Origin of the sequence: Kitasatospora sp. NPDC052896, assembly GCF_044547075.1 — a bacterium.
Classification (GTDB): Bacteria; Actinomycetota; Actinomycetes; order Streptomycetales; family Streptomycetaceae; genus Kitasatospora.
The window spans coordinates 1069828-1081704 of sequence record NZ_JBITZU010000001.1; the positions used below are offsets into that span (position 1 = coordinate 1069828).

Annotated in this window: 10 protein-coding genes; 6 read left to right on the forward strand and 4 right to left on the reverse strand. The window is 75.6% G+C overall.

The annotated features are described in order from the left end of the window. Nucleotides 1–103: 103 nt before the first annotated feature. The gene (locus ACIGXM_RS05005; RefSeq protein ID WP_396556857.1) at nt 104–784 is read left to right on the forward strand and encodes a hypothetical protein; all 681 of its coding nucleotides are present in this window, start codon (nt 104–106) and stop codon (nt 782–784) included. A gap of 29 nt (nt 785–813) precedes the next feature. Here the strand turns inward: ACIGXM_RS05005 and ACIGXM_RS05010 are convergent, their stop codons facing one another. Next, nucleotides 814–3657, reverse strand: a complete 2844-nt coding sequence (locus ACIGXM_RS05010) for a SpoIIE family protein phosphatase (protein ID WP_396556859.1) — start codon at nt 3655–3657, stop codon at nt 814–816. A 313-nt stretch (nt 3658–3970) separates the two neighbouring features. On the opposite strand from ACIGXM_RS05010, the gene ACIGXM_RS05015 reads away from it, so the two are divergent. From ACIGXM_RS05015 to ACIGXM_RS05035, 5 genes are all read left to right on the forward strand, one after another. Then, on the forward strand, nt 3971–4786 hold the full coding sequence (locus ACIGXM_RS05015) for a hypothetical protein (RefSeq protein ID WP_396556861.1): 816 nt from the start codon (nt 3971–3973) through the stop codon (nt 4784–4786). Between the two features lie 117 nt (nt 4787–4903). Beyond that, nucleotides 4904–5230 (forward strand): rhodanese-like domain-containing protein, encoded by a 327-nt coding sequence (locus ACIGXM_RS05020; RefSeq protein WP_396556863.1) that lies wholly within the window; start codon nt 4904–4906, stop codon nt 5228–5230. 52 nt (nt 5231–5282) lie between these two features. Further along, nucleotides 5283–5939, forward strand: coding sequence for a DUF5819 family protein (locus tag ACIGXM_RS05025; RefSeq protein ID WP_396556865.1), 657 nt, complete (start codon nt 5283–5285; stop codon nt 5937–5939). Then, nucleotides 5936–7192, forward strand: a complete 1257-nt coding sequence (locus tag ACIGXM_RS05030; RefSeq protein ID WP_396556867.1) for an HTTM domain-containing protein — start codon at nt 5936–5938, stop codon at nt 7190–7192. The genes ACIGXM_RS05025 and ACIGXM_RS05030 overlap by 4 nt, the downstream gene beginning before the upstream one ends. Nucleotides 7193–7231: 39 nt before the next feature. Next, entirely contained in the window at nt 7232–9340 is a 2109-nt protein-coding gene (locus ACIGXM_RS05035) for an FUSC family protein (RefSeq protein ID WP_396556869.1), read from the forward strand. On the opposite strand, the gene ACIGXM_RS05040 is transcribed toward ACIGXM_RS05035, so the two are convergent. From ACIGXM_RS05040 to ACIGXM_RS05050, 3 genes are all read right to left on the reverse strand, one after another. Further along, nucleotides 9324–10112, reverse strand: coding sequence for a TrmH family RNA methyltransferase (locus tag ACIGXM_RS05040; RefSeq protein ID WP_396556871.1), 789 nt, complete (start codon nt 10110–10112; stop codon nt 9324–9326). The two genes, ACIGXM_RS05035 and ACIGXM_RS05040, sit on opposite strands and share 17 nt — an antisense overlap. Before the next feature lie 51 nt (nt 10113–10163). Beyond that, nucleotides 10164–10652 (reverse strand): SAM-dependent methyltransferase, encoded by a 489-nt coding sequence (locus tag ACIGXM_RS05045; RefSeq protein WP_396556873.1) that lies wholly within the window; start codon nt 10650–10652, stop codon nt 10164–10166. A gap of 64 nt (nt 10653–10716) precedes the next feature. Continuing rightward, a complete protein-coding gene (locus ACIGXM_RS05050; protein ID WP_396556875.1) occupies nt 10717–11784 on the reverse strand; it encodes an XRE family transcriptional regulator in 1068 nt (355 codons plus the stop codon). Nucleotides 11785–11877 lie beyond the last annotated feature (93 nt).

The window sequence follows — 11877 nt, forward strand, 5'->3', positions numbered from 1 at the left end:
CAGCATGGGAGAGGAAGTCGTGGTGCAGAGGACCCACCCGGGGGGCGAGCGACGGAGGGTTGTCGCGCTGATCAAGCGCGGGGCCGTCGCAGAGTGGGGAACATTGTTCGGTACCGTCCGTGACCAGCTGGCGCTCAAGCGGTTCGCCGCCATTCCACTGGCGATCACCGCGACGTTCCTGATCCTCCTGTTCAGCATCGTTCAGCACATGCCCGGCGGGGAGGTCCTGGTCACCCGGCTCGGTGTGGTCAAGGCCGCGCTCCCGCTCGACGTCTCGCTGCTGCGCACCCCGTTGTCGCTCTACGTGCCCGCGCTGGACCTGCCGGTCTGGGGGGCGCTGGCCCAGGTGCTGGTGGTCTTCGGGATCGCCGAGATCGTGCTCGGCCGGAAGATGACCCTGGTGGTCGCCTACGCCTGCACGCTGGCCGGCACGCTCTACGCCCGGTTCGGCGTGGAGGTCGGCCCGGACCACCTGTTCGGCTTCCCGGCCTGGGTCGCCCACGTCCGCGACACCGGGCCGTCCGCCGCGGTGGTCGCGCTCTCGGTCTGCGTCGCCTGGAAGTGCCGGGCCTGGGTCACCGGCGGCGCGGTGATCGCCGTCATGGTGGGCGAGGTCGCGGTGCTGCCCAACCTGGCCGGTCTGGAGCACGTGGTCGCGATCGTCACCGCGGTGCTGATCGCCGCCTCGCTGGAGGTCTTCGGCAGCTACTGGCCGCGGGTGCTGGGCGACGTGGGCGCCGCCCGGCTGCTCGCCGCCGAGGCCCGGCAACACGCCGTGCTCTGAACCGGGCGCCGGCTCGGCCGGCGCCCGGTTCAACGTCGCGGCAGCGGCTGCTCGAACCAGACCACCTTGCCGACCGCCTTGCGGGCCGTCCCCCAGCGCTCGGCGAGCTTGCTCACCAGGTTGAGCCCGCGGCCGTTCTCGTCCATCGACTCGGCCGGCTCCAGCGAGGGCAGCATGTGGTTGTCGTCGCTGACCTCGACCAGCAGTTTGTCCACCCGGATCAGCTGCAACTGGACGTAGTCCCGGGCCACCCGGACCGCGTTCGTGACCAGCTCGCTGACCAGCAGCTCGGTGGTGTCGCTGAGCGCGGCCAGCTGCCAGGCGGCCAGCTGCTCGCGGACCAGGGTGCGGGCCCGGCGGACCTCCGCCCGGTCCACCGCCAGCGTCCAGGTGGCCACCTCGGTCTCGGCCACCCCGTCGAAGCGGGCCACCAGCAGCGCCACGTCGTCCTTGCGGTCCTCCGTGTGCAGCCGGTCCAACACCGTGTCGCAGGCCTCGTCGGGGGTGCGCCGCGGGTCGATCAGGTTCCCGCAGAGTGCCGCCAGGCCGGCTCCTATGTCGCCACCGCGCACCTCGACCAGGCCGTCGGTGCACATCACCAGCATCGAGCCGTCGCTGACGTCGATCGTCTTGGCGACGAACGGCACCCCGCCGACCCCGATCGGGGCGCCGGCCGGGATCTCCAGCAGCTCGCCGGAGCCGTCCGGGTGCACCAGCACCGGCGGCACGTGGCCGGCGCTGGCCAGCTCGCAGGTCCGGTTGATCGGGTCGTAGACCGCGTACAGGCAGGTGGCCAGGTGGTCGTCGCCGAGCTTCTGGGCCAGGTTGTCCAGGTGCCGCAGCAGCTGGCCGGCCGGCAGGTCGAGCGCCGCCAGCGTCTGCATCGCGGTGCGGAAGCGGCCCATCGCGGCGGCCGAGTGCAGGCCGTGGCCCATCACGTCGCCGACCACCAGCGCCACCCGGCTGCCCGGCAGCTGGATCGCGTCGAACCAGTCGCCGCCCACCTCGGCCCGGCGGTCGCCCGGCATGTAGCGGTGCGCGATCTGCACACCGGGGATCTTCGGCGGGCGGGTCGGGATCATCGAGCGCTGCAGGGTGGTGGCGACCTTGGACTCGGCCCGGTGCAGCCGGGCGTTGTCCAGCGAGAGCGCGGCCCGGGCGGACAGCTCCAGCAGGGTGGCCGCGTCGCCCTCGTCGAACGGCGCCCGGTCGGACAGCCGCAGCAGCTTGAGGATGCCGAGCACGGTGCCGCGCGCCGAGAGCGGCAGCACCAGCATCGACCGGCCGGAGACCACCGGGACCAGGCCCGGCCCGCCCAGCGCGGTCGCGTAGTCGGTGGCCAGGTCCTCGGTCACGGTCGGCACCAGCACCGCCTGGTTGCGCTGCAGGGCCATGCCCGGTGGGGTGCTGCGCGGCATCGCCAGCAGCGCGCCCTCGTCCAGCACGTGGGCCCAGCTGCCGGAGGAGTCGTGGAAGGTCCGGGCCACCCGGCGCAGCATGGTGTCGTCGTCCGGCTGCTCCTCGGGCAGCTCGGCGTCCGAGATCAGCCGGTCGAGCAGGTCCACACAGGCGAAGTCGGCGACTCGGGGGACCAGCACCTGGCACAGCTCGCGGGCGGTGGTGTCGAGGTCGAGCGTGGTGCCGACCTTGCCGCCGACCTCGTTCAGCAGTGCCAGCTGGTCGCCGGCCTGGCCGTTGGTCAGCAGCGGGACCAGCTGGTCGTCCAGCGGGATGCCGGCGCGGCCCTCGCCCGGGGCCTCGGCGACGGGGTGATGGGTCGTCAGGGCTGCTCCCTGGGTCGGCGGGGAGACCGGGACCGCGGCGCGCGGGCCCGGCAGGGCGGTGGGACCGGAGCCGGCGCCGGGACCGGACGGCGGGTCGGTGCGGGCCTCGGGGGCGTCGGGGGCGGTGCCGCCGTCCGGGCCGGTTCCGTCCGGGCCGGGCTTGGGGCCGCCGGCCTTGGGGACCGGGACCACCCGCAGCCCGCGGACGCCGGCGGCCGCGGCGGAGCGCTGCTGCGCGGTCGGGTAGCGGCGACCGATCCCCGCGGCCAGCTGGGCCATGCCGGCGGCGGCCGGCTCGTACGGGACCACCGGCAGCCTGGTCGCGGCGTCCATCCACAGCGCCGGCACCCCGGCCGCCGTCAGCTGCCGCAGCAGCGTCCGCTGCCGGGCCGGGCCGACCGGCAGCAGCGGGGCGAAGGCCGCGGCGCCGCTCGGCCCGGCCGGCGCCAGCGCGGCGGCGACCAGGTGGGCGCCGCCCGGCGGTTCGCCCGCGGCGGCGTACGGCAGCAGCCGGCGGCCGATCGCGATCCGCGGGCCGTGGGTGCGCAGCACCCGGGCGTCGGCGGCCAGCGCGAGCAGGCCGCGGCCGGCGGGCTCCAGCAGCGGGTAGGCCCACCAGAGCACCGGGCGCAGCCGCTCCTCGCGGTCGGTGGCCGGCATCAGGCCGGCCCAGGCGGTGCCGGTGGCGGTGAGGTTGGCCAGCGCCTCCAGCGCGTCGCCGAGCGCGCCGCCGCGGCGGACCGGCGGTACCGCCCGGCGGGCGGTACCGGGACGGGCGGCGCCGGGGAGGTCGGGCACGGCGGGCCGGTCGGGCCGGGCGCCCGGCCCGTGCGGCTCGATGGCGGGCAGCAGTCCGGTGGCCGGGCGGCCCCGGACGGTCTCGCTGCGGTGGCCGAAAAGCTCCTCGGCACCGCGGGTCCAGCCGGCGATCCGGCCGTCCGGGTCGACCAGCACGGCGGCCAGCCGCACCATGGCCACCACGCCCGTCGGCTGGTCGGCGGGGCCGGCCTCGGCGGCCGGGAGGACCGGCCCCAGCGCCCGGGGCAGGTCGAAGGGCATGTCCGCTGTGGAGTTCGGGTCGTCCGCCATGGGATCCGTTCTGCTCCCGCCTGGCCGCCCGGCTGGCCGGCCTCACCTGTGCGGCTGTCAGGTATCAGTGCTGTACCGCCACCTAGCGAAGCACGGCTCGGCCGCTGACCGGTACCGAAACCACGAGATTCGTCAGTATCAGTTGCGTGTCACCCAGCGTGCGCCGTCCGGCACGCCGTGTCCATCAGTTGGTTGGCCGGTTTTCGTCCTTGTCGGCCGCCACCCCCCGGCGCCGTGACGGCGGGTGGGTGGGGCCGGGCGCCCGGGTAGGGTGGCGGAGCCCGGAGAGACGAGTGATGAGCGAGGCGAGCAGGTGACCGCGGAGAGCCCCGTCCGTTGGACCGACCCCGAGCGGCAGCGGCTGGAGGAGCAGGTCGCCGCCACCGAGATCGCCTGGCTGACCCTGGAGGTCGACGTCGAGACGCTGCGGGTGGAGATCGACAACTTCGCGCTGATCCACCACGAGCGGCTCGGGCCGCTGTACGCGCGGCTGGACGAGCTGGACGCGCTGGTGGCGGAGGCCCGGGCGGCGCGGACCGGCGATCCGGAGGACGTCCGGCGGGCCGTGGACGCGCGCCGGGTGGTCGACGAACTGCCCGACCTGGACGCCCTCTTCGACAGTGTGCGGGCGGCCGAGGCGGGGGCGACCGAGGGGGCCGAACCCACCGGGGGGGCCGAGTCGGCCGAGCCGCCGCGGCGGGTGCGGCCCGGCAGGGACGCCCAGCGGCTCTACCGCGAGCTGGCCCGGCGGGCCCACCCCGACCTGTCCACCGACGCGGCCGAGCAGCAGCGCCGCTCGGCCTTCATTGCCCGGGTCAACGAGGCCTACGCGCGCGGCGACGCGCCGGCGCTGGAGGCGCTGGCCGAGGAGTGGTCCACCGCGCCGGAGACCGCACCCGCCCCGGAGGCCGCCGACCGCGGGGACTGGCTGCGGCAGCGGTTGGCCTGGCTGACCGCGCGGATCGGCGAGCTGGCGGCCGAGCAGGTGCGGCTGGAGGCCACCGCGATGGGGTCGCTGCTGCGGATGAGCCCGCAGGACCCGGACCGGCTGCTGGAGGAGCTGGCCGAGGAGCTGCTGGGCCGGGCCGCGGCCCGGCAGGACGAGCTGACCCGGCTGCTGGGGGCGTAGCGGTTCGGGGGCGGCTCGGGGGTGTCCGGGGTTGCCCCGGCAGTACCGGGACGGGGGACAATGGGCGGGTGCCGGCCCGAGCCGGCCCCCGACACCGCGACCCAGGAGAGCCCGAGCATGTTCGCGCAGATCCCCACCGCCCAGGCCGCCGCCGTCCCCGCGGACGCCGTGCTGCTCGACGTCCGTGAGCAGGACGAGTGGGACGCCGGGCACGTCGACGGTGCGCTGCACATCCCGATCGGCGAGTTCGTGGCGCGGATCGCCGAGGTGCCGGACGCGCCGCTGTACGTGCTCTGCCGGGTCGGCGGGCGCTCGGCGCAGGTCGTCCAGTACCTGGTCCAGCAGGGCCGTGAGGCGTTCAACGTGGACGGCGGGATGTACGCCTGGGAGGCGGCCGGCCGACCGATGGTGAGCAGCTCGGGCGACGCCGCGTACGTGCTCTGACGCGCCGCGCGCGCCGGGTGGGCGGGGCCGAGTGGGTGGGGGAGCACGCGCGATGACGGAGGACGGCACCGGCGGGTCCGGTCCGGGTGAACGGGTCTGGTCGCTGCCCGCGCTGCTGGTGCTGGCGGGCGCGGGGGTGGTGCTGCTGACCGCCACCGTGGCGTTCCTCGGGGCGCTGTTCCTGCAGAACGCGCCGGCCAACACGGTCTCGCAGCGGTACCAGGGGCAGCTGGACGGTCTGGTCTACCCGGAGTTCGAGCAGAACTGGAAGCTCTTCGCCCCCGACCCGTTGCAGCAGAACATCAGCGTCGACGCCCGGGTCCGCACCGCCACGGGCACCGGCCCGTGGATCGGCCTGACCGCCCAGGACATCGCCGCGATCCGCGGCAACCCGGCGCCGAGCCACGTCGACCAGAACCTGCTCCGGCGCGCCTGGGACTTCTACGACAGCACGCACAGCAGCGCCGACGAGAGCTCCACCGGCCCGCGCGGACCGCTCGCCGAGGAGTACCTGAAGCGGATCGCCCTGCAACGGATCGGGCGGGCGGCGGGCGGCGCGCCGGTCACCGCGATCCAGTTCCGGGCCGGCAGCACGCAGATCGTGCCGCCGCCGTGGAGTGCGGGCGGCACGGGCTGGTCCGCCCAGCCGGTGTACCGGCAGCTGCCCTGGTGGCCGGTGGGCGACGCGGACTACCGGGGGTTGCGATGAGCCGGCCCGAGGCCGAGGACCTGGTGACCGGGATCCCCCGGCAGCTGCGCGGCGCGGCGGCCGGCGCGGAGCCGCGCCCGGCACCCCGGCCCTCCCTGGCGGCGCGGTCGGGTGACGGGCTGGCGGACGGCTTCACCGCGTTCACCGGGCGCGCGCTCGGCCGGTACCAGGCGGCGGTGGTCCGGATCGGGTTCGGGCTGGTCTTCACCCTGCAACTGCTGCTGGAGTGGCCGCACCGCCGCGAGCTGTACGGCGACCGCGCCGCCTGGAGCCTCGACCTGGCCCGCCAACTGCTGCGCGAGGACCACGCGTTCACCGTGCTGGCGTGGACCGGCGACCGGTGGTGGTTCGAGGCGGTCTACCACCTCGGCATCCTGGCGGGGGTGTTGATGGTGCTCGGGTGGCGGACCCGGGCGAGTTCGGTGCTCTTCCTGGTGACCGTGCTCTCCCTGCAGAACCGCAGCGTGCTGATCGGTGACGGTGGGGACAACATCGTCCACCTGATGGCGGTCTACCTGGTCTTCACCCGCAGCGCCGAGGTCTGGTCGCTGGACGCCCGCCGGGCCCGTCGTCACGTCCGTGCCACCGGGCACGACTGGCCCGGGGTGTTGGTCTGGACGGTGCTGGGCGGGCTGCTGGCGGCCGCGCAACTGGCCGGGCGGATCGGCTGGGACGGGCCGGGCGGCGGGCCGGATCCCGGCTGGGAGGTGTTCTTCTGGACCCTCTGGGGGGTCGCCGGCCTCTGGTACGTGGTCAACCGCCGCCGGCCGCACGGCGAACCCCGGGCCGTGCTGGACGCGTTGGCGAACATGCTGCACAACTGCGCGCTGCTGGTGATCGGGGCGCAGGTGGTGCTGGTGTACGCCACGGCCGGCTGGTACAAGGTGCAGGGTGCCCGCTGGCAGGACGGCACCGCCCTCTACTACCCCCTGCACCTGGACTACTTCACCCCCTGGCCCGGACTCGCCGGGTGGCTGGGGTCGAGCGCGCTGCTGGTCTTCGCGATCACCTACGGCACCGTGCTGGTCCAGGTGGCGTTCCCGTTCACCCTGCTCAACCGGCGGCTGAAGAACGTCCTGCTGGCCCTGATGATGCTGGAGCACCTGGGCATCGCGGTCCTGCTCGGCCTGCCGGTCTTCTCCCTCGCGATGATCGCGGCGGACGCGGTCTTCCTGCCGACGGGTGCCCTGCTGTGGCTGGCGGAACGGGTGCGCACGGACGTGCGTCGGGTGCGTGCGCTGTTGCTCCGATGAGCGGACGTCAGCCGGGCGGCCGGCGGTAAAGTGTCCGGTATGCCCTGGAGTGTCGCGATTCGTGCTGCTGGTCGGGCGGGGCTGCGTCTGGAGCGGGAGCTGACGGATCCCCGGCGCGCGCTGCGCGGGGCACTGGCGGTGGCGGTGGTGCTCTTCGCCGGACTCGCGGTGGCGGGGCCGGCGGCGGCCACCGCCGGCGCGCTGGGCGCCTTCATCGCCGGGACGGCCACCTTCCAGCGGAGCTTCCGGCCGCGGCCCTCACTGGCGGTGGCGGCGGGGGCCGGGCTGGGGATCAGCACCTTCCTCGGCTACCTGGCGGTCCCGGTGCCGGGGCTCTTCCCGGTGCTGCTGGCGGTCTGGTCGTTCGGCGCCGGGCTGGCCTGGGCGCTCGGGCCGACCGCCGGGGTGGTGGCCACCAACACCGTCACCGTGCTGCTGGTGATCGTCCGGTTACCGGTGGGCGTGCCGGCCGCGCTGGGGCACGGGCTGCTCTGCGCGCTGGGTGGCGGGGCGCAGGCGCTGGCGATCACGCTCTGGCCGATCCGGCCCTGGGGTGCCCAGCGGGACGCGCTGGCCGACGCGTACGCCTCGCTGGCCGACCACGCCCGGCGGCTGCGGCACGATCCGTACGCCGCGGTCGATCCCGAGCCGCTGATGACCGCCCGGCACGCCGCCGAACTGACGCCCTGGCAGGAGCGCCACCGGCCGCCCGAACTGCACGGCCTGCGCGGCATCGCCGAGCGGATCCGGCCCACCCTGGCGGCCGTCGCCGATCCCCGACTGGGCGCCGCCGCCCAGGGGCCGGAGCGCGACCGGGTCCGTGAACTGCTGGCCGGCACCGCCGAGTTGCTGGACGCGCTGGCCCGGGCGATCCGGACCGGCGAGCCGCTGTGCTACCCGAGGTCGGCGCCGGCCGCGCTGGTGGCGCCGGCCGGCCCGGTGCTGCACGGCGCCGCGCTGCGCGCCTCCCGGCGGCTGGTCACGCTGCTCGGCCAGGCCACCGGGGCGCTCGAGCGTGCCGGCGAGGACACCATCGACACCCCGGTGGCCGGCCCGGCCGGCGCGCTGCTGCGGCCGGGGGTGGCCCGGATGCTGCCGATCGCGCTGGGTACCGTCCGGCGTCAACTGACCGCGGACTCGCCGGTGCTGCACCACGCGGTCCGGCTCTCCGCGGTGGTGACCGCGGCCTACCTGCTGAGCCGGGCGACCGGCCTCCAGCACGGCTACTGGGCCGCGCTGACCGCCGCGATGGTGATCCGGCCGGACTTCGCGCAGACCTACAGCCGCGGGGTGGCCCGGGTGGTCGGGACCCTGGCGGGCGTGCTGCTGGCGACCGGGCTGGTCGAGCTGCTGGACCCCGGTCAGTGGGCCTCGGCGGCGCTGGCGGTGGGCTGCATCGGCTGCGCCTACCTGACGCTGCGCACCGGCTACGCGCCGACCACCGCCTGCGTCTCGGCGTACGTGGTCCTCCTGCTCAACATGGTGCCGGGCGACGTGCTGCGGACCGCCTACGAGCGGATCCTGATGACGCTGCTCGGCGGGGCGCTGGCGCTGCTGACCTACGCGCTCTTCCCGACCTGGGAGACCGCCCGACTGCCGGAGCGGACCGCCGAGTGGATCGCCGCCGCCGGCCGGTACGCGGGTGCGGTGCTGGCGGCGCACGGCGACCCGGCCGGGCGGGATCCGCGCGAGGTGCGGACCGCGCTGCTGGACTCGCGGGAGCGCCGGTCGGCGTTCCTGACGGCGCGGCAGCGGGCCGAGGCCGAGCCGGTGCGGCACACCGCGTGGTCGCCCGGGCTCTCCCGCGAGCAGTTGGACCTGGTCCGCGAGGCGGTCGGCGCGCTCTCGCGGGCCGGGCTGCTGATGGAGGCTCACCTACCGGGGCCGGACGCACCGCCGGTGCCGGGCGCGGCGGAGTTCGGCGCGGTGCTGACCGACGCCACGGCGGCGGCCGGGGCGGCCGTGCTCACCGGACGGCCCGTCGACTTCCGGGACGCCCGGGCCGCGCACGCCGCCTGGGAGGCGCGGCTGGCGGCCGATCCGGCCCCGGCGGGGGAGGCGGACGTGGCGCGCTCCGGGGCGTGGCTGCTGCTGCGGGCGCTGGAGGAGCTGGAACGGGCGACCCGGACCGCTAGCGCGGCGGAGTGATCGCGGGGACGACCGGGGAGGTGGTGTGCGCCATCCAGTGGAACAGGCCCATGCCCACCGAGGTGGCCAGGTTGAAGCTGGAGACCTGCGGTTGCATCGGGATCGCGACCAGTCGGGTGGCCCGCTCGCGCAGCGCCGCCGAGACGCCGTGCCGTTCGGAGCCGAAGACCAGCAGGGCGTCGTCCGGGAAGACCACCGAGCGGATGTCCGCGCCCTCCGGGTCCAGCGCGTAGAGCGGGCCGGGGGGAAGGTCGGGCAGGTCGAGCCGGGCCACCGCGGTGGCGTAGTGCAGGCCGGCGCCGGCCCGGACCACGTTGGGGTGCCAGGGGTCGACGTCCCCCGTGGTGACCACGCCGGTGGCCCCGAAACCGGCCGCCAGCCGGACCACCGCGCCGATGTTGCCGAGGTTGCGCGGGTTGTCGAGGAGCACGACGGGGGCGCGGCGCGGGGTCTCCCGGAGCCGGGCCAGGGTCCGCGCCGGGTCGGGCCGGACGGCGAGCGCGGCGACCCCGGTCGGGTGTGGCCGCGGGACCAGCTCACGCAGCACCGCGGCCGGCACCTCGACCGCGGCGGCCAGGACGGGGGCGGCGACGTCGGCGGCCAGCCCCTCGGCGAGGGCGGCCAAGGCGGAGCGGTCGGTGGTGAGCACCTGGTGGACCTGGCCGCCGAAGCGCAGGGTGTGCTTGAGGGCGTGGAAGCCGTCGATCAGCACGGTGTCCGGGCGGGCGGCGGTGTCGCGCCAGCGCTGGCCGGCGGGCTCCTGGGCTGTCATGCCCCCACTCTCGCACCGTGGTGGGCGGGAGTGGGAGGAGGGGCGGGGAGGTCAGTAGTACTGGTGCATCAGCTCGGTGGCCCAGCGGGGTTGGCCGGTCCGACCGATCGGGGCGAACTCGGCCATCCACGGCTTGATGTCGAGCACGGGCGTGCCGTCCACCGCGTCCAGGTCGAGGACGTGGACGTCGAGCCCGTCGACCTTCACCAGCCGGCAGCGCGAGACGCCGATCCGGTTGGGACGGTTCTTGCCGCGCTGGGCGAAGATGCCGACCTCCGGCCAGTCCGGGTTGCCGCGCGGCCGGCGGGCGGTGGTCTCGATCTTCTCGGCCGGCACCCGGTGGAAGTGGAAGACCACCTCCAGGTGCGAGAAGGCGTCCAGGCCGCGCAGCGCCTCGGCGCCGTACTGCGCCGGGTCCAGGCTGATCACGGCGGGGACGCCGCCCCAGTCGTCGTCGACCAGCTCGGTGCGGCCGCCGGTGACCCGGCCGACCGGCCGCAGTTCCACGGCGTTGCCGTCCAGGGTGCGGTCGGTGCTCATCGGTCCCCCCGGGGATGTGTTGGTGGTGTTCCGACGTCGATCGTGCCGCGCCGCCCGGGGTCCGTCACTCCCACTCCCAGCGGATGCCGGTCTGGCCCGGTGGCTGCTCGGTGGCCAGCACGTGGGCGCTGGCCGAGGCCCCGATCCAGAGCCGCTGCCGCAGCCGGTCCGACTCGGCGCCCGGGTTCCGTTCGTAGCGCTCGCAGTGCGCCGGCACCGCGGCCGGGTCGAAGTGCACCTGCAGCACGTACTCGCGGACCGGCACCGCGAACCGCCGTCCGTAGCCGGTGGTCGGCTCGCCACGCGGGATCTCCACCTCGTACTCGAAGACCGTGCTGTCGCCCAGCGCCAGCGGCCGGTCCAGCAGCAGTTCGGCGACCAGCAGGCCGATCTCCGGGCAGCGCCGGACCCGGCCGAGCCGGGCGTGCCGCACCGAGCTGATCTCCGGGCAGCCGGTCGCCCCCTCGTCCGCCTTGTGCACCACCAGGCAGCGGCTGACCCCGGGCACGGTGGCCCGGACCACCTGGCGCATCCGCAGCAGATGGCCGAGCCGTCCGGCGTCCACGTAGTACGCGTCGTGGATGCTGAGCCGCTCCAGCTCGCTGATCGGCGGGGCGTCCAGCTCCTCGAAGACCTGGGCGACCCGCTGCTCCTCGGGCCAGACCTCCGCGACCGGCAGGCTGCCCGGCATCGCGCCGGCGGCCCAGCGGCCGCGTGGGCGCGGCGGACCGAGCAGGCCGGAGAGCGCGGCGGTGGGCAACCCGAGCAGCTCCTCCAGCAGGGCCACCGCGCGGACGGACGAGGCGCGTTCGGGCTGGCTGCGGCCGCGCCGCCAGTAACTGAGGGTCGTGACACTGATCCTGACGCCCTGTCCGGCCAGCGCGGTCCTGATCCGGTCCAGGCTGAGGCCGCTGGCCTCGATCGCGCCGTGCAGGGCCTCGGCGAAGTTGCCGGCCGCGGCGACGGCGGCCGCCGCGGGGCCGGCGGCGGGGAACGCGGCGGCACGGCCGGTGAGGGCGGTCAGTGGCGCGGCGGCGTTCGGACAGGACGCCGGCAGGACGGGTCCCGGCAGGATCGGTCGCTGTTCGACCAGCCGGAGGCGTCCGGCGTTCTGCGGGTAATGCGAGCCCATGCGGATACCTTCCCCACCAACCGAGTTCGGCGGGCCCGGCCCGGTCGCGGAGTTGTCGGGCGTTGCGTCACCGAGCTTGAGGAACCTTACGCA

Coding starts and splice junctions, on each gene's coding strand:
- ACIGXM_RS05020 (WP_396556863.1), top strand. CDS start 4,904: ATGTTCGCGCAGATCCCCACCGCCCAGGCCGCCGCCGTCCCCGCGGAC.
- ACIGXM_RS05045 (WP_396556873.1), bottom strand. CDS start 10,652: ATGAGCACCGACCGCACCCTGGACGGCAACGCCGTGGAACTGCGGCCG.
- ACIGXM_RS05010 (WP_396556859.1), bottom strand. CDS start 3,657: ATGGCGGACGACCCGAACTCCACAGCGGACATGCCCTTCGACCTGCCC.
- ACIGXM_RS05035 (WP_396556869.1), top strand. CDS start 7,232: ATGCCCTGGAGTGTCGCGATTCGTGCTGCTGGTCGGGCGGGGCTGCGT.
- ACIGXM_RS05030 (WP_396556867.1), top strand. CDS start 5,936: ATGAGCCGGCCCGAGGCCGAGGACCTGGTGACCGGGATCCCCCGGCAG.
- ACIGXM_RS05040 (WP_396556871.1), bottom strand. CDS start 10,112: ATGACAGCCCAGGAGCCCGCCGGCCAGCGCTGGCGCGACACCGCCGCC.
- ACIGXM_RS05050 (WP_396556875.1), bottom strand. CDS start 11,784: ATGGGCTCGCATTACCCGCAGAACGCCGGACGCCTCCGGCTGGTCGAA.
- ACIGXM_RS05025 (WP_396556865.1), top strand. CDS start 5,283: ATGACGGAGGACGGCACCGGCGGGTCCGGTCCGGGTGAACGGGTCTGG.